This window comes from Nitrosomonas aestuarii, from assembly GCF_003046585.1.
Taxonomy (GTDB): Bacteria; Pseudomonadota; Gammaproteobacteria; order Burkholderiales; family Nitrosomonadaceae; genus Nitrosomonas; species Nitrosomonas aestuarii.
In genome coordinates this window covers 256,480-279,235 of record NZ_QAAE01000003.1, presented here as the reverse complement: position 1 = coordinate 279,235, position 22,756 = coordinate 256,480, and the positions used below count along the sequence as shown (strand labels likewise).

At 42.0% G+C, this 22,756-nt stretch carries 23 protein-coding genes; 12 read left to right on the top strand and 11 right to left on the bottom strand.

Going from position 1 to position 22,756, the window contains the following annotated elements; translation table 11 throughout:
- Positions 1-92 precede the first annotated feature (92 nt).
- Positions 93-1,223, top strand: a complete 1,131-nt coding sequence (dapE, locus tag C8R11_RS04455) for a succinyl-diaminopimelate desuccinylase (RefSeq protein WP_107794650.1) — start codon at positions 93-95, stop codon at positions 1,221-1,223.
- Between the two features lie 163 nt (positions 1,224-1,386).
- On the opposite strand, the gene C8R11_RS04450 is transcribed toward dapE, so the two are convergent.
- Complete coding sequence (locus tag C8R11_RS04450) at positions 1,387-1,863, bottom strand: hypothetical protein (RefSeq protein WP_107794649.1); 477 nt, start codon at positions 1,861-1,863, stop codon at positions 1,387-1,389.
- Between the two features lie 161 nt (positions 1,864-2,024).
- A complete protein-coding gene (locus C8R11_RS04445) occupies positions 2,025-2,459 on the bottom strand; it encodes a hypothetical protein (protein WP_107794648.1) in 435 nt (144 codons plus the stop codon).
- A 492-nt stretch (positions 2,460-2,951) separates the two neighbouring features.
- Between C8R11_RS04445 and C8R11_RS04440 the strand changes: the two genes are divergently transcribed.
- The 6 genes from C8R11_RS04440 to C8R11_RS04415 all read left to right on the top strand — a co-directional run bounded on the left by C8R11_RS04440 (position 2,952) and on the right by C8R11_RS04415 (position 8,198).
- Complete coding sequence (locus C8R11_RS04440) at positions 2,952-3,857, top strand: TIGR01777 family oxidoreductase (RefSeq protein ID WP_107794647.1); 906 nt, start codon at positions 2,952-2,954, stop codon at positions 3,855-3,857.
- A gap of 86 nt (positions 3,858-3,943) precedes the next feature.
- Positions 3,944-4,600: a DUF938 domain-containing protein gene (locus tag C8R11_RS04435; protein WP_107794646.1), complete on the top strand. Its 657-nt coding sequence runs from the start codon at positions 3,944-3,946 to the stop codon at positions 4,598-4,600.
- Positions 4,601-5,338 (top strand): SDR family NAD(P)-dependent oxidoreductase, encoded by a 738-nt coding sequence (locus tag C8R11_RS04430; RefSeq protein ID WP_219908538.1) that lies wholly within the window; start codon positions 4,601-4,603, stop codon positions 5,336-5,338.
- A 44-nt stretch (positions 5,339-5,382) separates the two neighbouring features.
- Positions 5,383-5,991 carry a DUF1326 domain-containing protein gene (locus C8R11_RS04425; RefSeq protein ID WP_107794645.1) on the top strand — a complete coding sequence of 203 codons (609 nt, stop codon included), beginning with the start codon at positions 5,383-5,385 and terminating at the stop codon, positions 5,989-5,991.
- Positions 5,992-6,061: 70 nt separating this feature from the next.
- A complete protein-coding gene (locus C8R11_RS04420; protein ID WP_107794644.1) occupies positions 6,062-6,805 on the top strand; it encodes a DUF2182 domain-containing protein in 744 nt (247 codons plus the stop codon).
- 37 nt (positions 6,806-6,842) lie between these two features.
- Positions 6,843-8,198: a DUF3422 family protein gene (locus tag C8R11_RS04415; protein ID WP_107794643.1), complete on the top strand. Its 1,356-nt coding sequence runs from the start codon at positions 6,843-6,845 to the stop codon at positions 8,196-8,198.
- A 12-nt stretch (positions 8,199-8,210) separates the two neighbouring features.
- Here the strand turns inward: C8R11_RS04415 and C8R11_RS04410 are convergent, their stop codons facing one another.
- A complete protein-coding gene (locus C8R11_RS04410) occupies positions 8,211-9,590 on the bottom strand; it encodes an L-serine ammonia-lyase (protein ID WP_107794642.1) in 1,380 nt (459 codons plus the stop codon).
- A gap of 489 nt (positions 9,591-10,079) precedes the next feature.
- Here C8R11_RS04410 and motA point away from each other — a divergent pair, with 489 nt between their 5' ends.
- Genes motA through C8R11_RS04395 form a run of 3 tightly spaced genes read left to right on the top strand, consistent with a single transcriptional unit; the run spans position 10,080 to position 12,717 of the window.
- Positions 10,080-10,940 carry a flagellar motor stator protein MotA gene (gene motA, locus C8R11_RS04405; protein WP_090697199.1) on the top strand — a complete coding sequence of 287 codons (861 nt, stop codon included), beginning with the start codon at positions 10,080-10,082 and terminating at the stop codon, positions 10,938-10,940.
- 56 nt (positions 10,941-10,996) lie between these two features.
- A complete protein-coding gene (motB, locus tag C8R11_RS04400) occupies positions 10,997-11,929 on the top strand; it encodes a flagellar motor protein MotB (protein WP_107794641.1) in 933 nt (310 codons plus the stop codon).
- Positions 11,930-11,958: 29 nt separating this feature from the next.
- A complete protein-coding gene (locus C8R11_RS04395; RefSeq protein ID WP_107794640.1) occupies positions 11,959-12,717 on the top strand; it encodes a class I SAM-dependent methyltransferase in 759 nt (252 codons plus the stop codon).
- Positions 12,718-12,772: 55 nt separating this feature from the next.
- Here the strand turns inward: C8R11_RS04395 and cysS are convergent, their stop codons facing one another.
- Complete coding sequence (gene cysS / locus C8R11_RS04390; RefSeq protein WP_107794639.1) at positions 12,773-14,155, bottom strand: cysteine--tRNA ligase; 1,383 nt, start codon at positions 14,153-14,155, stop codon at positions 12,773-12,775.
- Between the two features lie 227 nt (positions 14,156-14,382).
- Between cysS and C8R11_RS04385 the strand changes: the two genes are divergently transcribed.
- Together C8R11_RS04385 and C8R11_RS04380 are read left to right on the top strand one after the other, a co-directional pair.
- Complete coding sequence (locus C8R11_RS04385; protein ID WP_425320574.1) at positions 14,383-14,895, top strand: peptidylprolyl isomerase; 513 nt, start codon at positions 14,383-14,385, stop codon at positions 14,893-14,895.
- Between the two features lie 12 nt (positions 14,896-14,907).
- A complete protein-coding gene (locus C8R11_RS04380; RefSeq protein WP_107794637.1) occupies positions 14,908-15,399 on the top strand; it encodes a peptidylprolyl isomerase in 492 nt (163 codons plus the stop codon).
- A 78-nt stretch (positions 15,400-15,477) separates the two neighbouring features.
- On the opposite strand, the gene C8R11_RS04375 is transcribed toward C8R11_RS04380, so the two are convergent.
- From C8R11_RS04375 to trpA, 7 genes are all read right to left on the bottom strand, one after another.
- Positions 15,478-16,653 carry an O-succinylhomoserine sulfhydrylase gene (locus C8R11_RS04375; RefSeq protein WP_107794636.1) on the bottom strand — a complete coding sequence of 392 codons (1,176 nt, stop codon included), beginning with the start codon at positions 16,651-16,653 and terminating at the stop codon, positions 15,478-15,480.
- Between the two features lie 71 nt (positions 16,654-16,724).
- A complete protein-coding gene (gene purF / locus C8R11_RS04370; RefSeq protein ID WP_090697211.1) occupies positions 16,725-18,245 on the bottom strand; it encodes an amidophosphoribosyltransferase in 1,521 nt (506 codons plus the stop codon).
- A gap of 84 nt (positions 18,246-18,329) precedes the next feature.
- Entirely contained in the window at positions 18,330-18,851 is a 522-nt protein-coding gene (locus C8R11_RS04365) for a CvpA family protein (protein WP_107794635.1), read from the bottom strand.
- Between the two features lie 86 nt (positions 18,852-18,937).
- Positions 18,938-19,606, bottom strand: a complete 669-nt coding sequence (locus C8R11_RS04360; protein ID WP_107794634.1) for an SPOR domain-containing protein — start codon at positions 19,604-19,606, stop codon at positions 18,938-18,940.
- A 23-nt stretch (positions 19,607-19,629) separates the two neighbouring features.
- Complete coding sequence (gene folC / locus C8R11_RS04355) at positions 19,630-20,931, bottom strand: bifunctional tetrahydrofolate synthase/dihydrofolate synthase (protein WP_107794633.1); 1,302 nt, start codon at positions 20,929-20,931, stop codon at positions 19,630-19,632.
- A 96-nt stretch (positions 20,932-21,027) separates the two neighbouring features.
- Entirely contained in the window at positions 21,028-21,906 is an 879-nt protein-coding gene (gene accD, locus C8R11_RS04350; RefSeq protein WP_107794632.1) for an acetyl-CoA carboxylase, carboxyltransferase subunit beta, read from the bottom strand.
- Between the two features lie 31 nt (positions 21,907-21,937).
- The gene (gene trpA, locus C8R11_RS04345; RefSeq protein WP_107794631.1) at positions 21,938-22,744 is read right to left on the bottom strand and encodes a tryptophan synthase subunit alpha; all 807 of its coding nucleotides are present in this window, start codon (positions 22,742-22,744) and stop codon (positions 21,938-21,940) included.
- Positions 22,745-22,756: the final 12 nt, after the last annotated feature.

Sequence of the window (22,756 nt, the reverse complement as noted above, 5' to 3'; positions counted from 1 at the left end):
TTGCAGTTTTGTACTTAAGGTGTTGTTTAATACATACACTTGATATCTGTCCATATCATTCAATCCCTTTTTTTATATATGAAGGATTCTAAATGACCAATGAAACATTGGATTTAGCTCAACAATTAATTGCGTTGCGCTCTGTGACACCCGAGGATAACGGTTGTCAGCAGATACTTGCGCAGCGGTTGGAAAAAATAGGTTTTCATATCGAGAATATGCGTTTTGGTAAAGTTGATAATCTCTGGGCCAGACGCGGTGAGGCGTCACCCGTACTGTGCTTTGCTGGACATACCGATGTCGTTCCTACCGGTCCATTGGATCAGTGGAATAGCGATCCCTTTGTTCCATCAATTCGCGATGGGAAATTATTCGGGCGCGGCGCAGCAGACATGAAAGCATCGCTTGCTGCTTTTGTAACAGCCATAGAAGCATTTATTGCCGACCATTCGGCTCATAAGGGTTCTATCGCGTTGTTAATCACGTCGGACGAAGAAGGTCCTGCCGTTGATGGCACAGTCAAAGTCGTTGAAACACTCAAGGCGCGAAATGAATTACTGGATTATTGTATCGTGGGCGAGCCCACTTGTACCCATCAATTAGGCGATACTATTAAAAACGGACGGCGCGGTTCACTCTCAGGCAATTTAACAATTAAAGGTATCCAGGGTCATATTGCCTACCCGCATCTGGCAAAAAATCCCATTCATATTGCCGCACCGGCTATAACGGAGCTTGCGCAAATGCAGTGGGATGAAGGCAATGAATATTTCCCCCCTACCACCTGGCATATTTCCAATATCAATGGCGGCACTGGTGCAACCAACATTATCCCAGGTTTGGTGAACATGCTTTTTAATTTCCGCTTTTCAACCGCCAGCACAGTTGAGTCGCTGCAGACAAAAGTACACGAAACACTCGACAAACACCAGCTAAACTACGATCTAGGCTGGGAGCTTTCTGGAAAACCTTTTCTTACATCCGATGCCGAACTTGCCAGCGCCATGCGGGAAGCGATAACGCAAGTTACCCATATTGCACCGCAACTTTCTACTTCGGGCGGTACTTCGGATGGGCGATTTATTGCAGATATCTGCAGGCAGGTGGTTGAATTCGGACCTTGCAATGAAACCATACACAAGTTGAATGAACATGTAAATGTGACTGATATCGATCGTCTGTCAAAAATTTATCAGCTTACAATGGAAAAATTATTAACTTAACAGGTCATTGAAAATTGTTATCGAAAGACTAGCGATACCAGGTAAAAACAGGCAATAAAGCGATATTTACGCATAATTTGAACATTTTATGCCTGTTTTTAACGCAACAGAGATCACGCAGATAATTTTTCACACGGCCTGTTAAACGTTTCTCAATTTACTGTTAGTTTGGCGCAGTATGCTTCAAATTAACTTTTGCTTTATCTATTTGCAGACTTCCATCATCATGTCCTGGAATAACGGTGGATTTACCTGCCAATGATCTATGATAAGCTGCTTTTTCTTTATACTCCTGCTGTGCTTGTTCGTAGCTGCGTATTTTAAGTGCAATGCGTGACTTAGTGTTTTTCGCATTTTTGCCAAAACGGCTGGTATGCGAATGTTCTAATGCCTCAAGTTGTTCTTCAGCTTTAGCCTGCATTTCTTCAGCCAGTTTTTCATACTGTTGCGCCAAAGCATCATGATTGTGATTGCCTTTGCCAGGTTGTATTATATCGGCTCCATTATCTTGAGCAGATATTAATGGACTCACGGGTGCGCAGGCAATTAACAATGCAAACATCGATATGATTGCAAGATATTTACCTACAAGAATGAGTACTGGTAAAACAAGAAAATTATTGATGGTTTTTAATTGCATGGCAGTAATACTCCCGATAAAAAAATAGCGCTTTAACGGTGAATTAAAGCGCTATAACACTTAACAAAGATATGATTCAAGGGGTGTCATTATGGATAAGCTGTTTAATAAATACTCAAAGCAGTGTCTGATCGCGTCAAATCTTATGAAATACGTCTAAATTACAAACCATTGTGCTGATTCGCTTTGTATGTTGCTTTATTAAATTGTTTGTTAATTTGAGCGGGTCGGTCAGTTAATTCTGGAGATGTTTGGGCAGCAGCAACAGCCTTATGGTACGCAGCTTTTTCCAAATTATCTTGTGCTGCTTGCTCGAATGTAGAAATTTTATATGCGATATGCGATTTTATATGTTGCCCGTTCTTGCCAAAAAAACTTGAGCGTGGTTTATGCTCAAGTATTTCCATTTGTTCCGTTGCCTTCGCCTGCATTTCTTTAGCCAGATTTTCATATTGCTCGGCTAATGCAAAGTGATCATGCGAACTCACGTTATTCTGAGCGCCATAACCCGCCTCTGTCGCCCAAGTATTCATTGACAAACTTGCAACGAGTAAAACAAGTGCGCTTAATATTGTAAGGTACCTGCTTGTTTTCATGTGGATATGACTCCATTCGATTAATCAGCAGTCATTATATTAGCGAGCTAAGCTGAATAAAGATATGAGGGAAACTATTGTTTTATACTAAGCGAAACCATTAGTCGTCTGTTAAGAAAACTATCTGCGCTGACGCTGCGTCTGCAACTGCATCGAAAAGTTGTATTTAACGGCTTGTCAGGACGCGTTGAGGCATAATTCCATAAAAATACCCGCTTTGATTCTTTTCCATCAATCACAGTAATTCCTTTGACATCGAAATTTTGGATACCACTCAAACAGCAGTTTTACTATCTGTTCTTCTTTTTTGGTATTTTGTCTTACTTTATCTTTTAATTTTCATTTAGTCTAAACATAATCCATCATTGTTATTAAGGTTATACATTATACTTAAACTGTCATTGTTGATTTTCCAAAGCGCTTCGCCAGTGAATAATAAGAAAAATACATGATGGCGTTTATTAAACAAACAAAATGAGAGGGGCTATCTTTATGAAAATTTTGATAACGGGCGGAACCGGTTTTATTGGACGATCACTGTGTCCGGCGTTGTACTCCGCAGGGCATTCAATAACTATGTTAAGCCGTTACCCTAACAAAGTCTCGTCTATTTTCGGCGATCAGATTCAGCAACTTAATTCAGTTAAGCACTTAGCTGATGACGCACATTTTGATGCGATTATTAACTTTGCCGGCGCACCCATTTTTGCGAGTCGTTGGACTGATAAGCGTAAGCAGATTCTTCTAGAAAGCCGGGTTGATATCACACGCCAGTTGGTTGAATTCATCGAACGGGCGGCGACTAAACCGGCCGTTTTTCTTAGTGGCTCAGCGATTGGATTCTATGGCGATCAAGGAGACACTTTACTTGACGAGTCCGCATCAGTATTGGAACAAGATAATTTCGGCCATCAGTTATGCGCAGCCTGGGAGCAGGCAGCCAATAAGGCAAAAGAACAGGGTGTCCGTGTTTGCATACTGCGTACCGGATTGGTGATCGGTAAACATGGCGGATTTTTGCAGCCTATGATTTTGCCATTTAAACTGGGGCTGGGTGCAAAACTTGGCTCAGGCACACAATGGATGCCCTGGATTCACATGGATGATTATGTCGCAATTTGCGAAACATTACTCAATAAAGACGAATTAGAAGGTGTCTTTAATCTGACAGCGCCCAATCCGGCCACCAATAATGATTTTACACGCGTGTTAGCAAAGCAACTGAAAAGACCTGCATTTTTAACAACTCCTGCCTGGGCATTAAATTTATTACTGGGAGAGATGTCACAGTTGTTACTTGGCAGCCAACGTGTCATTCCGAAACATCTGCTCGATTCAGGGTATCAATTTAAATATACAGAATTGGAAGCGGCATTAGAAAATGTGCTGCAGAAATGACTGGCATGAATGTATTGGTCACGCAGTTATATACTGTTATCCTTATGTTTTAAAAACTTTCAGATAAACATGCAGAGGAAAAGCACATGAATCAAGAAATGCCGCCCTTAGACCCACACCCACTGAGCGAATATGTCGCTTGGGCTGGAGGACGTAATCGTGAGCCCATTCTGGGCGTTTTAAAAGATAAATTACCCCAAGACCCTGCTGAGCGCGTGCTGGAAATGGCCAGTGGTAGCGGCATGCACATTAATTACTTTGCGCCTCATTTTGAGCATTTACATTTTCATCCCACTGACCGTGATACTGAGGTTTTTGACAATATCAAGAACCTGACCAGTCAGCAAGGTAATAATAATATTGCTGATCCGGTGCATCTGGATTTAACAGACCCAGAAACCTGGTTTAACCCGGGTCCTGAAAAGTCTTTTGCTGTCATATTCTGTATCAATATTTTTCAGGTTGCTCCTGTTTCTATAGCTGATGGCATGATGAAATGTGCAGCGCATTTGTTGAAAGACGACGGTTTTTTACTGATCTACGGACCATTTCGTGTAGAGGGTGAATTCTCAACAGGCTCCAACAAGGAATTTCATGACACACTGAGTTCTGCCGGCGTGCCGGAATGGGGATTAAAAGACATTGCTGATTTAAAAAAAGCGGCCGCTGAACATGGCATGGAACTGAAAGAAAAGATCGATATGCCCAGTAATAATTTTTCACTGATCTTTGGAAAAATATAATTGATAACTGCATCAGGTTCGGCGATTGTCGTTGGTGTTGGGCCGGAACGCGGATTGGGCGCAGCGCTTGCGCGTTGTTTTGCCGAAAAAGGATTGCATGTTTTTATAGCCGGTCGCAGCGAATATAAATTACAAAGCGTGGTTAAAAATATTCAACAGGCAGGCGGTTCTGCAACTTACGTGGTCGCTGACATAACGAGCGAAACCAGTGTGAATCTTTTATTTGATATCATACAATCCCGAAACGACACGATACATGTCGCTGCTTACAATGTTGACAGCAATATCCCTGCTTCTTTTCTGGAAACCGGCGTCGAAACATTTACAGCATTATGGCAACAGAATTGCCTGGGCGCTTTTTTATTTGCAAAACAGCTAATGGCACTAATGCAAACTCAGGCACAGGGAACGGTTTTCTTTACAGGTGCGACCGGTTCGCTCAGAGCAAAGCCGCCATTTACTGCATTTGCAGCTGCCAAAGCCGGATTACGAGCGCTGGCGCAAGGTCTGGCACGGGAGTTTTCTCCGCAAGGCATTCATGTGGTGCATACCATCATTGATGGTGTGATCGATGGAGAACGAGCGCGACTCCAATTTCCAGAATATGTTAAAACGAAAGGTGCGGATTGTCTGCTGCAACTGGAAGCGATTACCCAGACTTATTGGGCCATCCATCAGCAGCCTCGCAGCGCATGGACACATGAACTGGATTTGCGGCCCTTTAAAGAGCCCTTTTAATAGTATTATTTGACGCACTATACATACAAATTCGGACAATATTTATGAACACTTCCACTGATTGGAATCTGCAAGGCAGCTATTTTGAAGCGTGTAATTGTGCAACCGCATGCCCTTGCGTTTGGCTACAACCACCTACTGAAGGCAACTGTAAATTACTGGTCGCTTGGCATATTGACAAAGGCCACTTGAATGGTGAGTCGCTTGATGGTTTGAATGTTGCATTAGCCTGCTTCGCACCCGGCAATATGAAAGACGGTAACTGGGAGGCGGCATTGTATATTGATGAACGCGCCAGTGACACGCAACTTGAAGCAGTTACAGAAATATTCAGCGGTAAGCATGGCGGACACCCTGCGCTGCTCATGAGCTTTGTCACCGGAATCTGGGGCATCAAAAAAGTAAAAATTGATTTCCGGATGCAAGGCAATAAGCGTGAATTAACAATACCTGACATCGCCGACATAACTGTTGAAAGCATACAGGGGATTAAAGGCAGTGAATCAACAATCGATAATCCGCCGTTATGCGTGGTCACCAGTCATCCGTCGGTCGTTGCACGATCAACTCATTATGAGTTTCATGACTACGACAAGGCCTGGAAATTCTCGGATCGCAACAGTTACTACTCACCGTTTACTTATCAGCCTTAACTCACAAGCGAACTTTCAACACATCACTGCAGGATTATTAATAATCCGGTAAATTTCGTTGGTTAATAGCATGTCTAAGAACCAGGCAATCATTTTTTCAACCTTGTTGGCAGTAATTATTATTGCCTGGGCGTATCTTTTTTATCAACATTGGCAAATGACAACATTGCCAATGTCTGACATGTGGATGCTGCCATCCGATGCTTCTGTCTGGCATTGGATTGATTTTGGTCTGGTCTATATGATGTGGGCGGTAATGATGGCCGGAATGATGCTACCTTCGGCCATGTCGATGATTTTAGTTTACGCAAAAATTTGTGAACAGCGCTATCAAACATCTCATCCTTATACTTTCTTATTTGTGTTTGCTTATCTATCGGTGTGGTTAATATTCAGTGTAGTACTGACTTTGTTGCAATGGCAAATGCATGGTCTGCAGTTTTTATCGCCCATGATGGATGTGCAATATAAATGGATGGCTGTCATAATTTTTCTTCTGGCAGGCATTTACCAGTTCACACCGCAAAAAAACAGCTTTCTTCAATCCTGCCGTACCCCATTGGGTTTTTTATTGACAGAATGGCGTGAAGGAACGCTGGGTGCCTTCAGGATGGGTATTAAGCACGGCAGTGCTTGCCTGGGATGCTGCTGGGCGCAGATGATGATCATGTTTGCAGTAGGTGTTATGAATCTGCTGGGCATGGTGTTAATCACTGCATTAGTTTTTGTAGAAAAAATTATACCGCATCATTATCAGTTTTTTTCCAAAGCAATGGGTATTCTGTTTATAGTATGGGGCTTCTGGCTGATATAAATTATCCAAACAGCTTACAATAATACCGGGAATTTTAATGCATTCAGACAACACGTCATCACCTTTGGCTGCCAACAATACAGATTCGTTGAGAAAAGAATTACTGGGTATTTCTCAACATCAGCAAAGACAGGAATTGCATAGCGAACTTAATGCGACCGCGCAAGATTTAGTGACCATTCCTGCGCAGCTTTCACATCTGGTTTTGTTGTCTGAACGGCAATGGATTGATCAGGAGCGTAAACTACTAAGCGAATTGTGCGAGCATTACAACATTGCATTACCTAACTGCCATGAAAACGAATTCACAGTAAATCTGGATGAATTACAACTCAAATGGGAACGCCACACTGAATATTCAACATACACAATTTATCAGACAGGATCTTTTGAAATCCCTTTTGACAATCCACCTATCAGACGCCTTCCGCACAAGTGGCTGGCCAGGTTACCTGGCGAAATTCTAGTCGCCACTCATATTGCACTCGATGATCGTTCGCGTCCCAAGCGTAGTTTGAGCGAATTGGCGCAGTTATTTTCCTCTAATACTGTCATTGGTTCTAAAGTAGCCGGTGGCAGCGCCAGTGTATGGAGTGACAATCAAATTCATGAAGACGGATTTGGTCGTATTCTGATACATGATGAAAATCTGCGTAGCAGACAAATTGGGCGACTGGTACAGCGGTTGCTGGAAATTGAAACTTACCGCATGCTGGCCATGCTGCCGTTACCCATAACACGCCAAATGATCCCCCAATTGGCTCGTGCTGAACATCTTCTAGCTACATTGATTGCTGATAGTGCCAATTTGACCAGTATTGAAGACGAGCAACTATTGCTGGATGAAATAACCAAATTAGCAGCACAAATTGAACGGCTGTCAGCACAAACTGGGCATCGATTCAATGCATCCCGAGCCTACTATAGTATCGTAAAATTGCGTATTACCGAGCTACGCGAGGAACGTATTGAAGGTTTGCAAATGCTTCAGGAATTCATGTTTCAACGTTTATCGTCAGCAATGGGTACTTGTGAACTGGTATTTTCAAAACTAGAAATACTGTCTATGCGGCTTGCACGTGGTTCAGCTTTGCTGCGTACGCGTGTGGATATTTCCATGGAGGCGCAGATCCGTGACTTACTCAAATCAATGGATAATCGCGCGCATGTCCAGTTGCGCCTGCAGGAAACAGTCGAAGGTTTGTCTGTTGTTGTGCTGAGTTATTATTTGCTTGGCTTGATTGGTTACGGTTTAAAAGCGATCAAGGCGACCGGTTATATGATCAATGTGGAGCTGATAACCGGTATCGCCATTCCAATTGTTGTTGTTGCTGTTTTTTTTACAGTAAGGGGTTTTCGAAGAATGGTAAACAAACAGCATCAAAAAAAATGACTCATGCGGTCACTAGCATTCTGTAATACTGACTGCCAAACCACCCAGTGATGTTTCCTTGTATTTCACTGACATTTCCAAGCCTGTCTGTTTCATCGCGGCAATGCAGTTGTCTAATGACATAAAATGCTGGCCGTCACCCCGGATTGCCAGTGATGCAGCCGTATAAGCTTTAATCGCACCAAAACCATTACGCTCTATACATGGTACCTGAACAAGGCTGCCGACCGGATCACAAGTCATCCCAAGATGATGCTCCAATGCAATTTCTGCAGCGTTTTCAATCTGTTCGGTAGTGCCGCCTTTTATTGCACAAAGTCCCGCCGCTGCCATGGCTGAGGCTGAACCTACTTCACCTTGACAACCCACTTCTGCACCTGAAATGGAGCTGTTATGTTTGATTAACCCCCCTACTGCTGCGGCCACCAATAGAAAATCCCGTACCTGATCGTTTGTGGCACCTTCATGTGTGACCGCATAAAAAATAACTGCGGGAATAACACCAGCCGCTCCGTTGGTCGGTGCTGTAACGACCATATGGCCTGCCGCATTTTCTTCATTAACAGCCATGGCGTAAGCACATAACCAGTCATTTAAGTTTGCGTGCTGCGGATTATTCTGTAATTGGCGATACAAGGATTTAGCGCGCCGCTGTACATTTAACCCACCCGGTAAGCGACCTTCGGCTTCCAGGCCATTCTGAATACATGTATACATCGCATCACGGATCGCATCAAGCCCGGCGTTCAATTTATCCTCGCTGATACGTTCCGCTTCATTACAGCGTTTCATAGCAGCAACGGATAATTTACTATCGGCTGACATTTTCATCATTTGGTTTGCATTTTCAAATGGATAGGCACAAGATTGTTTCGCTTCCATTTTAAGCGGCGCAACAAGTTGATTGATCTCGGCTAATGTTGTGATAAATCCACCGCCAATTGAGAAATAGGTTTCCGTCAGAACCGTTTTACCAGTCGCATCCATGAGTTGAAAAATCATTCCATTAGGATGCTCAGGCAATGGGTCTCCACGATCAAAAATAATACCATCCGTTGGAGAGAACAGAATCGAATGTGTATTATCGAGTTTTAGCGTGTCACGCTGCGAAAGATCGTCAACCAGCTTGTTTACATCTTCTTTAGCAAGCTCCTGCGGTGTGTAATCATTCAGTCCCAGAATCACCGCACGATCGGTCGCATGGCCCTTACCGGTAAATGCCAAGGATCCCTTAAGGGTACAGCGCAATTGGAGTGGCTGCGTATTTTTATGATCGTTAATAAATGCCTTACAACGACGACGAAAGTCCTTTGCAGCTACCATCGGTCCCATAGTATGGGAGCTGGAAGGGCCTACGCCAATTTTGAAAAGATCAAGAACACTGATGAACATGAGTAACGCCCAAATAAACAATAAATGAATCGGTTAAAAAATAATAGAAACATGAAAAATCTTATGGCCAGTATCACCATAAGATTCATGACATCTTTGATTCTAATCATTCTACAGATAAAGCCAAGTTATTGGCTAGCCAATAAAGAAAAAAGCGTTGGAAGGGTAAAAGAATTGATTCTGATAGCAAGTATTAGGCTACCTAACACCTCACGCATTTTCACTCGAGAGAATCCGTGTGTCCGCGCATTATCACTTATTTTGTTTGAAAGCAGACACCGTTTTTCAATATTGTAATGTTATTGCGGTGTGATACAAATATTGCAACACAATGATTAATATTTAGTTTTATTGGCGACAAAAAGTGACGGCAGAAATACGGGCTAATTTCGCGTTTTCTCACATCTTTATATTTATATGTATATGTTAACTTTTGCTAAATTTATTAAACCAAATGACTATTTAATTTACTCCTAGGGACTTTTTACAATGTTAGTTATTGTCGGTTACGTTATTATCATTTTATCTGTTTTTGGTGGATTCGCGCTTGCAGGAGGCCATTTGGCTTCATTATGGCAGCCAGTCGAGGTGTTGATGATTGGCGGTGGAGCATTCGGAGCTTTTGTTGTCGGCAATTCTGGTAAAGCAATCAAAGCCACCATGAAAGGCTTGCCGAGTGTTTTCAAAAGTTCAAAATATACCAAAGCGGTTTATATGGAGCTCATGACATTACTTTATGAGATTCTGGGGAAAATACGTAAAGAAGGTTTAATGTCAATTGAAGCAGATGTTGATGATCCGAATAATAGTCCGATTTTTACAAAATATCCTACCATTCTGGCCGACCATCATGTAACAGAATTCATTACCGATTATTTGCGCTTGATGGTCGGTGGCAACTTAAATGCTCTGGAAATTGAAAATTTAATGGATAGTGAATTGGAAACACATCATCAGGAAGGTACTGTTCCGATACATAGTGTTGCCAAAATGGGTGACGGTTTACCGGCTTTTGGCATTATCGCTGCAGTTATGGGCGTCGTGCACACCATGGAATCTGTCCATTTACCACCGGCTGAATTGGGTGTTCTGATTGCTGCTGCATTAGTAGGTACTTTTTTAGGTATTTTGCTGGCGTATGGTTTTGTCAGTCCACTGGCTGGAAAACTTGAACATCAATTGCACGAATCAAGCAAACTGCTTGAGTGTATCAAGATTACATTGCTTGCTAACCTGAATGGATATTCACCTGTACTGGCGGTGGAATTCGGAAGAAAAGTATTGTTTTCCACGGAGCGCCCTTCATTTCTAGAACTGGAGGAACATGTGAAGAAGAGCAAAGGAGACTAAGTTCCACTTTGGAATTAAGACAAAAGATTAACAATAAGACTTAACGAGGTATATTTATGGCTGACGATCTTTCGCAACGTCCCATCGTTATCAAGCGTATTAAAAAAGTTGCGGGTGGTCATCACGGCGGCGCATGGAAAATTGCCTATGCCGACTTTGTGACTGCAATGATGGCATTCTTTCTGTTGATGTGGTTACTAGGATCCGCTTCACAGGGTGATTTAGAAGGCATTGCTGAATATTTCAAAACGCCATTGAAACTTGCTATGTTTGGCGGTGCCAACGTTGGTGACGCAACCAGTATTATAAAGGGTGGTGGTACTGATCTGACATACAGTACGGGCCAAGTTAAAAAAGGCGAGGCTGTTACTGAAAAGAAGATACTTGATCTTAAAGCTGCGCAGGCCGAACAAGAACGTATAGAAATGTTGCGCCTTAACAAATTAAAAAAGAAAATCGAAGCTGCAATCGACGCCAATCCAATATTAAGGAAATTTAAAAATCAGTTATTACTAGATATTACCACGGAAGGATTACGGATTCAGATTGTGGATGAATTAAACCGCCCTATGTTTTCCAGTGGACGGGCTGAATTACAATCTTATACCAGGGTCATCCTTCAAGAGATTGGAAGAACACTGAATGATGTGCCCAATAAAATCAGTCTTTCAGGTCATACCGATGCAACTCCTTATCCTTCCGGAGATAAAGGTTACAGTAACTGGGAGTTATCGGCTGATCGCGCCAATGCCTCTCGCAGAGAGCTGATTGCTGGGGGCATGGAAGGTGAAAAAGTATTGCGTGTTGTCGGACTATCGTCGGCAGTACTATTTGACAAGGAAAATCCTTTCAATCCAATCAACCGTCGCATCAGTATCATCGTAATGAATAAAAAAGCCGAAAATGCAATTACCCAGGAAAGCGAAATAGTTAATGTAAGAAATCAAACAGAAATCAATGCGCTGACAGCACCGGATTCTGTTAACTGATCATTCTTACATTGGAAGAAGGCCGTTAAATGAAAAAAGGTAAATTCAATAGCCGTTTGCCAGTACTGATAGCATTTGTGGCCCAGCTGGTGGCCTTAACAATGATTTTACCTTTAATGGTCACATTTCCGTCTGCTGGCATTCTTGAATGGGCCATATTACATGGTATTGTGGCCGCCATCTTCAGCTACCTCTTTAAAATGGCCACTTGGTGGATTCCAATACAATTGAGTTTCATGCCGGCTGTTATAGCTACACTTTCAATTGGGTTATCCCCGTATTGGTTTGGCCTTGGTTTTTGTTTACTTGTATTGATTTATGGTAAAACATACCAGACGCAAGTACCTTTGTATCTCTCCAGCAATGAAGTTACAGTCGCTTTGACGTTATTCTTACCCCTCAATAAAGAGTTTACTTTTATAGACCTTGGGTGCGGCTGCGGAGGATTACTCAGCAGACTCAATAAAACACATGCCAATGGCGCATTTTACGGCATAGAGGCTGCGCTATTGCCGTATTTAATCGGTAAAGTAAGAAATTTATTCAAAAAATCTGGTTGTAAAGTTCAATGGGGTGATCTGTGGAAGCAGAATCTTTCTCAATATGATGTCGTTTATGCCTATCTGTCTCCAGTGCCCATGAAATCAATATGGGAAAAGGTCTGTCGCGAAATGCAACCTGGCAGTATTTTTATCAGCAACACATTCATGATTCCGGGTGTAACACCCGAAAAAAGTATCAGATTGAATGATTTCTCCGGCTCCACCTTATACATTTGGCGTATTTAGCTCAATGTTCCACAGTATATGTTGTGGATATTATGAAGTTAAAAATATAGAATTCTTAATTTCGTCTCCAGGTGGTACCTTGTGGCCCATCTTCAAGAATGATACCCGAATTAAAGAGATTCTGGCGTATTGTATCGGCTTCTGAATAACGACCAGTTTTACGTGCTTCCAGACGCTCTTGAATCAACTGCTCTATTTTGTCGGGTGAAATTTCTTCTTCCGATGTTTCGACTGAACTGTTCTGTAGATAGAATTGTGGCGTTTGTTGCAATAAACCCAATACTTTACCGAGTGATTTAAGCAACGATGCGCTTTCAACAGATTGTGTTTTGTTAACTCTACCGGCAAGTTCAAATAACACAGCAATGGCCTCAGGCGTATTGAAGTCGTCATTCATTGCCGTCATGAATCTTGATGCATGTTCATTTGTCCAGTCTATATCATTATTATTCGCTACTTCAATATCTTTTAAAGCAATATATAAACGATCCAGTGCAAGTTTGGCATCTTTTAAATGCTGATCGGAATAATTCAATGGACTGCGATAATGTGCACGTAGAATAAAAAAGCGTACAACTTCAGGCTGGTAGCTTTTTAGAATTTCTCTAACGGTAAAAAAATTTCCCAGTGACTTAGACATCTTCTCACTGTCAACACGTACAAAACCATTATGCATCCAGTAATTAACAAAAGGATGATCATGTGCGCCTTCACTTTGAGCGATTTCGTTTTCATGGTGTGGGAATTGCAAATCCTGTCCACCTCCATGAATATCAAAGTGTTCACCCAGAAATTGCTCACTCATCGCTGAACATTCAATATGCCAGCCAGGGCGACCTTTGCCCCAGGGTGAATTCCAGTAAGGTTCTCCAGGTTTGGCTGATTTCCATAAGACAAAGTCAAGCGGATCTTTTTTATTGGCATCAATTTCAATACGCTCACCTGCTCGCAAATCAACCAGTGATTTGCCGGATAATTTCCCATAACCTGGAAAATTATGAACAGCATAATATACGTCACCATTGTCCGCTTTATATGCCAGTGATTTTTTGACTAATGTATCAATCATGACAATCATGTTTTCTACATATTGAGTTGCACGCGGTTCATATGTCGGCCGATCAACACTTAATGCTGCGGCATCTTCTTCCATTGCGTGGATAAAGCGATTTGTCAGCGACTCGATTGTTTCCTTGTTAGCGAGCGCACGTTTAATAATTTTATCATCAATATCAGTAACATTCCGTACATAAATGACTTCAAATCCACATGCCTTCAGCCAACGGGTGACCATATCAAAGACGACCAAAACGCGTGCATGACCCAGATGGCAAAAGTCGTATACGGTCATGCCACAAACATAAATTTTTACTTTTCCGGGTGCCAGGGGTACAAAATTTTGTTTATCACGAGTGAGCGTATTATAAATTTTTAACATGCAAAAATTAGTTATGATTGTAGAAATGTCTATCTTCTTGATAGAATCCTGAATGCACTGAATTTAATCAAAAAAACCTGAGGAGTATAACATAACAAGTAATCGTTAATTCCTCGTTAACAAACAATTCATCAAGGAATCCAATGCGTATTATTCAATCTATAATATCCGTCTTCGTTTTTTTTATTTTTTGTAGTACAACAAGTTATGCAGCTAATCCACAAGTGATGATAAAAACAAACCAGGGTACTGTCACGCTTGAGCTTTATCCTGAAAAAGCACCCAAAACAGTTGACAATTTTCTGCGCTACGTTGAAGAGGGGTTTTATAAAAATACGATATTCCATCGTGTGATCTCCAATTTCATGGTTCAGGGCGGTGGTTTTGACACATCATTTCACCAAAAATCTACGCATGCTCCAGTTGAAAATGAAGCCAATAATGGCCTTAAGAATGAAGTTGGTACGATAGCGATGGCACGTACATCCGACCCACACTCGGCAACAGCACAGTTTTTTATTAATGTTGCTAATAATACGTTTCTTAATTTTACTGCGCCACATCCAAGAGGTTATGGCTATACCGTTTTCGGCAAGGTAATTGATGGCATGGAAATCGTGAATCAAATTGCCAAAACACCCACTGGATCTGGTGGGCCTTTCCCGGGTGATGTTCCCAGAAATATGATTATCATTGAAGATATTTCAGTGCTATCATCCGCCACAGAAAATAATCAATAATAGGTAATTTTTATGATCAAACTAACCACCAATTTTGGTGATATCACGCTAGAGCTCAATAGCGACAAAGCACCTGAAACGGTACAAAATTTTCTAAACTACGTTACAAGTGGATTTTATGACAACACCATTTTTCATCGTGTGATCGATGACTTTATGGTTCAAGGCGGCGGTTATGAGCCGGGTATGAAGCAGAAACAAACGCAACCCCCCATTCAGAATGAAGCCGCCAATGGTTTGAAGAATGATATCTATACCATTGCCATGGCCAGAACCGCTGATGTTCACTCAGCAACTTCACAATTCTTTATTAATGTCGCCAGTAACGGGTTTCTCAACCACAAAGAGCCTACCACACAAGGATTTGGATATTGTGTTTTTGGCAAAGTTGTTGAAGGACAGGACGTGGTTGATAAAATCAGGAAAGTAAAGACCGGCGATCGCAGCGGACACCAGAATGTTCCGCTTGAAGACGTTATTATTGAGAAAGCTGAGGTTATTTAGATATTCAGCTTCATGTAAACAACAAGCCGGTCTTGCAATTGGTAATAGGTAATTGATTTTTATTGTCCGATTTCTATTTTATCCTAAACCGGTTGCCAGATCGGCCTGAATATCCTCCACAGCCTCAAGACCAACTGCGATTCGCAAAAGACCGTCGGTAATGCCTGCAGCATCACGTGCTTCCTGACTGATTCGTCCATGTGTGGTCGATGCCGGGTGTGTTATCGTGGTTTTAGCATCGCCCAGGTTTGCAGTTATTGAAATTAATTGAGTTTGATCTATCACGCGCCAAGCGGCTGCTCTATCCCCTTTGATTTCAAACGTTACAATACCACCACCTGTATTTTGCTGTCTATTAGCGAGCTTGTATTGTGGGTGCGATGGCAGACCGGGATAGAAAACCCGATTGACATTAGGGTGTGCTTCCAGCCATTGCGCAATTTGTAGAGCGTTTCGCGAATGTGCATCCATGCGAACTTTAAGTGTTTCCAAGCCTTTCAGGATAACCCAGGCGTTAAAAGCACTCAATGTGGGACCTGCGGTACGCAAAAAACCATAAACCCCCCCTTCCATCATCAGTTCCCGATTACCTAGAACGGCTCCGCCCAGCACTCTGCCTTGTCCATCCAGATATTTGGTAGCTGAATGTATTACAATGTCCGCACCTAAAGCGAGAGGTTTTTGCAGAACGGGGGTGCAGAAACAATTATCAACTGCAAGCCATACACCTGCATTTTTAGCCACTTTTGCCAGCTCAGAGATGTCAGAGACTTCTGTTAATGGATTAGAAGGCGTTTCAAGGAAGAAAAGTTTGGTGTTTGGCTTGACTGCCGCTTCCCACATTCCGACATCAGTCGCAGAGACAAATGTTGTTTCAACACCAAATTTTTTCAGGATATTATTAAATAAATTAACAGTAGCGCCAAATAAGCTCTGTGATGCGACTATATGGTCACCTGCTGATAACAAGCCCATTACACATGCCAGAATCGCAGACATGCCAGATGATGTAGCAACACACGTTTCCGCACCTTCCATAGCAGCAAGACGTTCTTCCAATGCTGTTACGGTTGGATTGGTAAATCGCGAATAAATGTTACCGGACTCTTCACCGGAAAACCGGGCAGCAGCCTGTGTCGCATTATCAAAAACAAAACTGGAAGTTAAATAAATAGCCTCAGAATGTTCGTTAAACTGGCTGCGATGAATACCTGTTCGCAGTGCAAGCGTTTCAGGTTTGAGTTGATCAGGCATTTTTAACAATTACTCCAGAAGAAACTTGAATAGAAGAAAAATGACAGTATGTGCTGTAATGGTACTGTCATTTAATCAGACACAGCAAGGCTTAAATCAAGCTGTGTTTTTGACGCCGATCGTGAAACAGTCTGTTTGGCGTTTCTTTTTGCTTCCAAAGTATTTAAATATTCAGGGGTTACATTTCCAGCGATATAGTCGCCATTAAAACAGGAAGTTTCAAAACGGGATAACGCAGGATTTACTTTTGACACAGCTAGTGTCAACGCTTCCAAATCTTGAAAAATCAAATAATCAGCACCTATTTCACGGCAGATTTCATCAGTGTCACGTTCAGTTGCAATTAGCTCCTGTCGGGTTGGCATATCTATTCCATAGACATTCGGGAAACGTACCGGTGGTGATGCCGAAGCAAAATAAATTTTATTAGCACCTGCATCACGGGCCATCTGTACAATTTCACGGCTTGTTGTCCCACGTACAATTGAGTCATCAACCAGTAATACATTTTTTCCCTTAAACTCGATACTCATTGCATTAAGTTTCTGACGCACAGATTTTCTGCGTTGCTGTTGTCCTGGCATAATAAATGTCCGTCCAACGTAACGATTCTTAATAAATCCCTCGCGAAACTCCACACCCAATTGATTGGCCAGCTGTAATGCGCTTGGACGACTAGAATCAGGTATGGGAATAACGACATCAATATCCAGATTGTCCATGGATTGTGTAATTTTTTGAGCCAAAGATCTGCCCATATTTAATCTTGTTTCATAAACAGAAACTCCATCTATCACGGAATCGGGCCGCGCCAGATAAACATATTCGAAAATACATGGATTCAGGACTGTTTTGTCAGCACATTGTTTACTGTAAAAATTCCCTTTATCATCAATAAAAATAGCTTCGCCGGGCGCAATGTCACGTATCAGTTGAAATCCAAGGGTATCCAAAGCAACACTTTCAGAAGCGACCAGAAATTCTTTTCCTTTTTCAGTTTCTATTGTGCCAAACACCAATGGGCGAATACCGCAAGGATCGCGAAAAGCCAACAGGCCATAACCGGCAATCATCGCAACAACTGCATAGGCACCTTCACAACGCTGATGCACTCCACTGACTGCTGCAAAAATCGCGGCAGGATCAAGATGGCAATTACCCGTGCTTTCCTGTAATTCATGTGCCAACACATTCAATAATACTTCAGAATCCGAGTGAGTATTGACATGACGCAAATCCGTTTGAAATAATTCCTGATTAAGTTTGTCTGCATTAGTGAGATTGCCATTATGGCTCAATACAATGCCAAAAGGGGAATTCACATAAAAGGGCTGGGCTTCTGCAGGTGATTGAGATGATCCTGCTGTTGGATAACGTACATGCCCTATTCCCATATTACCCAGTAATGCGCGCATGTTTCGGGTACGAAAAACATCACGCACCATGCCCAGCCCCTTATGCATATGAAAAGTGTTTCCTTGCGCTGTTACAATGCCGCCAGCATCTTGTCCACGATGCTGTAACATGAGTAAGCCATCATAAAGCAACTGATTAGCCGGTGATTTTGCAACAATACCTAAAATTCCACACATACCAATACTCCGTGAGTCCAGTGTTTGGATAATGACATAACAATTATTCTTCTCCAGCTATACGCAGGTTTCAGTCGCGAAACGTCAGTTCGATTGCTGGATAATTTCATCTTTTCTTTCAAAGCTAATGCGTTTAGACAAGTCATCAGGTAACCAGGGTAGCACTTGTTCAGCCATTGCTTCCATGGGAGGGCTTAACACAGCTTGATGCCATAAAGGTTGCTGGGGCAAAGCGGTTAAACCTGCGATCAAAACTAAAGTCATAATGATGATCAATGCCCGGGCAAACCCAAAAAAAGCACCTAGAATCCGATCAATAAAACCTAAGCCAACATTCTTAATAAGTGTATTCATCAACGTGGTGATTAAAACGGAAACAATCAAAGTTACGATAAACACCAGAATAAACGCAGAAATAAGCCGCAGCGACTCACCACCTATCTCAGGTGGCATATAAGGCTCCAAATCATGTGTAAATGTACTTGCCGCAATAAAAGCAACCACCCAACCTGCGATTGATAAGACCTCGCGCACCAAACCCCGAATGATACTTAAGATGACTGATATAAAAAAAATACCTAGGACAACATAGTCAAAAATAGTCATTGATAAGAAAGCTTACGCGCTAAATTGAGCGCTACTAATCTAATTTGATCTGGGGACAAGTGACAAAGTTAAAATAGTCGCATTTTTTATCTCGGCGTCACTACACCGTCGAGCCCCAATCTTTTGAGTTTTTCAAGCTCAAGCTCCGCAACATTACGATTTGAAAAAGGACCAATACGTACACGCGTGACAACATTGCCGTTGATCATATGTGTTTCTGTATATACACTTCTGACTCCACTAGACTTAAGATTGTTCAACTGTTGCTGTGCTTTTGTTTTGTCGGAAAAAGCGCCTAACTGCACAACATATTGATCGGAGGCTTGACTTGGCTGTTGTTTCGTATGCACAGTCTGTGCAATCTCGAATCTCGGCTTGATTCCTGGTATAGGAATGTGACTTTTTACGATATTTTCATCATTTTCATTGGCATCATAAACCTGGTCTAACGGTTGGAGTACATCTGAAAAATCAGGCGATAAAGCAGATGAAAACTCTGCTTGGTCAATCGTTTCATTTATGTTGCCTAACGGTGGTGGGGTCTCAGATGGCAGAACTAAAGGCGGTATCTCGGTAATATCTTCTTTAGGGAAAAGATGAATATCAATTTCATGTGTTTCTGCATCAGGTTTGGGTTCATCAAATATCATGGGCAGAATGATGATTGCCGCCACAACCAGCACAATTGCACCTACCAAACGCCTCCGGGCGCGCTTTCTGAGCAATAGCTCTTCTTCAGTGATATTTTTGTTCATTTTAGATAGTCAAGTATTACTGATTATTTTCCCTTTCTTAATTCCTGATGCCCTAAAACTGCACCTACTGTATAGAAAGACCCAAACACGCAAATTCTATCATTTTTGTCTGCTTGTTCACAGGCAAATACATAAGCCGATTCAATATTCTCAAATTTGTGAAAATTGTGGCTTTCCCGGATAGCTTTCAGTTTATAAAGATTTTGTAATAATTCATCGGCATTAGCACCTCTGTATGCATCAATGGAAGATAATAACCAGATATCTATATGTTGCTCAAGTTCCTGTATCACTCCATAAATGTCTTTATCACGTAGCATAGCAAAAACGGCATATGTTTTACCGGATGGTTGAGTGATTTTAAGATTTTTTGCCAGCGCTTGCGCTGCTGCAGGATTATGTGCAACATCCAAAATAATCATAGGTTGATTTGATGTCACCTGAAATCTTCCAGGCAAAGAAACCTTTAATAATCCTTCACGGATTGCCTGCATGCTAACCGGTAATTGATCGCTGAGCATTTCCAAAGCCATTAGGCATGCACTGGCGTTTTGCAATTGATAAGCGCCGCGCAGTGCAGGAAGCGGCAGAGTCCGACGCCACCCTTTATGGCTCCAAAAATTCCAGTGATCAACCTTCTCGGTATAACCAAAATTCTGATTGATTATTTTCAACTGAGCACGGGTATTTTCTGCAAACTGAACAATGCTGCATGGCAGATCTGCTTCTGCGCAAATGGCTGGTTTGTTCTGTCTAAATATACCCGCCTTTTCATATCCGATAGCGTCACGGGAATCTCCTAAATAATCCATGTGGTCAAGGGCTATACTTGTCAGGATAGCGCAATCAGCATCAAAAATATTAACAGCGTCCAAGCGCCCGCCCAAACCTACCTCAAGTATGGCAACATCAACTTGTGCAGAAACAAATAAGTGCATCGCAGCAAGTGTGCTGAATTCAAAAAAAGTTAACGAAATACGGCGATTCTCCCTTGCCTGATTGACATGGAAGAACGCTTCACATAATTGTTGATTCGTTACTTCTTTTTGTCGAATACGGATGCGCTCGTTGTAACGATTAAGGTGCGGTGATGTATAACACCCGACATGGTAACCTGCTATGGTTAAAATAGATTCCAGCATCGCGCAGACAGACCCCTTTCCATTGGTTCCGCCAACAATAATCACCGGACAGGTCGGTGTTAACCCAAGCTCAAAACGCACCTGGGCGGCGCGTTCGAGTGTCATGTCAATTGTTTTTGGGTGTAGCTGTGCAAGGTATTCCAGCCACTGTGCAAGTGAGTTATTTTTCAGATCAGGGTGCATTAAGGTAAACTATTACCCATGTTTGCACATGAGATAATAAATCAATCAGAAGAGCAAACAATTAATTATTTTAATTTTCGTTGCGATTTATTTAACTCAAACCGATATTGTTGCAGGTGCTGGGATGCGCATCAGTAAAGTGGATAGGTTTGCAATTTTTTCGCGCATCTGCCTGCGATCAATAATCATATCTACTGCCCCGTGGTCTAATAAAAACTCAGCCCGTTGAAAACCTTCCGGTAATTTCTGCCGTACAGTTTGTTCAATAACACGTGGACCAGCAAATCCAATTAAAGCACCTGGCTCGGCTACGACAATATCACCAATAAAAGCAAAACTGGCAGAAACACCGCCCATAGTTGGGTCAGTGAGTACAGATATAAAGGGTAATTTCTCACGGCTTAGACGCGTAAGTGCTGCTGATGTTTTGGCCATTTGCATTAGGGAGAATAATCCTTCTTGCATACGTGCACCCCCACTGGCGGTAAAACAGACAAAGGGCACTTGATGATCAATGCAAGCATTTATTCCCCGGACAAAACGTTCTCCAACAACTGATCCCATTGAACCGCCCATAAATCCGAACTCAAATACGGCGACAACAAGTGGCACAGACAGGATGCTGCCTTTCATTACTATCAGGGAATCATCTTCATCGATATTCGATTTGGCTTGCGATAGACGATCAACATAGCGTTTACTATCTTTAAATTTCAAAGGATCGGTGGGTTGAACTTCAATCCCAATTTCCTGACGGATATTTTCATCAAGCAAATAATCAATACGTGTTCTGGCAGAAATACGGTTATGAAAATCACACCGAGGACAGACGTTCAGATTTTTAACCAAATCAGTATAGTAGAGCACGGCTTCACAAGAACTGCATTTGCTCCAAAGTCCTTCTGGAACAATTTTCTTTTCACCGTTTTCTTTGCGTTTTATTTTAGGTGGTATGATATTTTGAAACCAACTCATAAATAGTACTCTCCTCTATGAGAGATTATATTCAGCTGCATTTATTATCAATAGCCTTACGCATGTCTGCAACCAAGTTACCAACATTTTTTACTATCTCTGACTGGGGTGAATGCTCAATTTCTTCGATTATACGGCTACCGATTACAACGGCATCTGCCAGTTGTGCAACCGCACTCGCTGTTTCACTATCACGTATGCCAAAGCCTACACCAATGGGTATAGCTATTGCTGCACGTAATTTCTCCAGCATGGATTCAACATTTTTTAAATCCAGATGCGCAGCACCTGTCACCCCTTTTAAAGAAACATAATAAATATAACCTTTCGCAAGTTTTGCAACTTGTTGAATGCGAGATTGAGCAGTTGTGGGAGACAGCAAAAAAATTGTATCTATACCATACTGTTCCAGGTATTTAACCCATTCTTCGCATTCTTCAGGTGGATAATCGACTGTGAGCACACCATCTACGCCAGCATCTTTTGCTTTTAGTACGAAATGCTCGTAACCCATTGCTTCCACAGGATTTGCATAGCCCATTAAAACGACAGGCGTTTGCTCATTTTTTTTTCTAAATTCCGCTACCATCTCAAGTACAGTAGTCAAACCTACTCGATGCTTCAATGCGCGTTCTGAAGACCTTTGTATCGTTGGTCCATCCGCCATCGGGTCTGAAAACGGCACACCAAGCTCAATAATATCGGAACCGGCATTGACCAAACAATGCATCAAATCAACAGTTAATGCAGGATCTGGGTCGCCTGCAGTAATAAAAGGAATCAGTGCTTTTTTTCGATTTGATTGCAGTAAAGCAAAAGTTTTCGCTATGCGACTCATAGTAATTGATAA

What these genes read in the sequence shown, in the direction of transcription:
- trpA (WP_107794631.1), bottom strand. Translation starts at nt 22,744, where the DNA reads ATGAGTCGCATAGCGAAAACTTTTGCTTTACTGCAATCAAATCGAAAA.
- motB (WP_107794641.1), top strand. Translation starts at nt 10,997, where the DNA reads ATGGCTGACGATCTTTCGCAACGTCCCATCGTTATCAAGCGTATTAAA.
- C8R11_RS04440 (WP_107794647.1), top strand. Translation starts at nt 2,952, where the DNA reads ATGAAAATTTTGATAACGGGCGGAACCGGTTTTATTGGACGATCACTG.
- C8R11_RS04380 (WP_107794637.1), top strand. Translation starts at nt 14,908, where the DNA reads ATGATCAAACTAACCACCAATTTTGGTGATATCACGCTAGAGCTCAAT.
- C8R11_RS04395 (WP_107794640.1), top strand. Translation starts at nt 11,959, where the DNA reads ATGAAAAAAGGTAAATTCAATAGCCGTTTGCCAGTACTGATAGCATTT.
- C8R11_RS04410 (WP_107794642.1), bottom strand. Translation starts at nt 9,590, where the DNA reads ATGTTCATCAGTGTTCTTGATCTTTTCAAAATTGGCGTAGGCCCTTCC.
- C8R11_RS04450 (WP_107794649.1), bottom strand. Translation starts at nt 1,863, where the DNA reads ATGCAATTAAAAACCATCAATAATTTTCTTGTTTTACCAGTACTCATT.
- C8R11_RS04365 (WP_107794635.1), bottom strand. Translation starts at nt 18,851, where the DNA reads ATGACTATTTTTGACTATGTTGTCCTAGGTATTTTTTTTATATCAGTC.
- purF (WP_090697211.1), bottom strand. Translation starts at nt 18,245, where the DNA reads ATGTGTGGAATTTTAGGTATTGTTGCAAAATCACCGGCTAATCAGTTG.
- C8R11_RS04375 (WP_107794636.1), bottom strand. Translation starts at nt 16,653, where the DNA reads ATGCCTGATCAACTCAAACCTGAAACGCTTGCACTGCGAACAGGTATT.
- C8R11_RS04445 (WP_107794648.1), bottom strand. Translation starts at nt 2,459, where the DNA reads ATGAAAACAAGCAGGTACCTTACAATATTAAGCGCACTTGTTTTACTC.
- C8R11_RS04385 (WP_425320574.1), top strand. Translation starts at nt 14,383, where the DNA reads ATGATAAAAACAAACCAGGGTACTGTCACGCTTGAGCTTTATCCTGAA.
- C8R11_RS04415 (WP_107794643.1), top strand. Translation starts at nt 6,843, where the DNA reads ATGCATTCAGACAACACGTCATCACCTTTGGCTGCCAACAATACAGAT.
- motA (WP_090697199.1), top strand. Translation starts at nt 10,080, where the DNA reads ATGTTAGTTATTGTCGGTTACGTTATTATCATTTTATCTGTTTTTGGT.
- C8R11_RS04425 (WP_107794645.1), top strand. Translation starts at nt 5,383, where the DNA reads ATGAACACTTCCACTGATTGGAATCTGCAAGGCAGCTATTTTGAAGCG.
- dapE (WP_107794650.1), top strand. Translation starts at nt 93, where the DNA reads ATGACCAATGAAACATTGGATTTAGCTCAACAATTAATTGCGTTGCGC.
- C8R11_RS04360 (WP_107794634.1), bottom strand. Translation starts at nt 19,606, where the DNA reads ATGAACAAAAATATCACTGAAGAAGAGCTATTGCTCAGAAAGCGCGCC.
- accD (WP_107794632.1), bottom strand. Translation starts at nt 21,906, where the DNA reads ATGAGTTGGTTTCAAAATATCATACCACCTAAAATAAAACGCAAAGAA.
- C8R11_RS04420 (WP_107794644.1), top strand. Translation starts at nt 6,062, where the DNA reads ATGTCTAAGAACCAGGCAATCATTTTTTCAACCTTGTTGGCAGTAATT.
- folC (WP_107794633.1), bottom strand. Translation starts at nt 20,931, where the DNA reads ATGCACCCTGATCTGAAAAATAACTCACTTGCACAGTGGCTGGAATAC.
- C8R11_RS04435 (WP_107794646.1), top strand. Translation starts at nt 3,944, where the DNA reads ATGAATCAAGAAATGCCGCCCTTAGACCCACACCCACTGAGCGAATAT.
- cysS (WP_107794639.1), bottom strand. Translation starts at nt 14,155, where the DNA reads ATGTTAAAAATTTATAATACGCTCACTCGTGATAAACAAAATTTTGTA.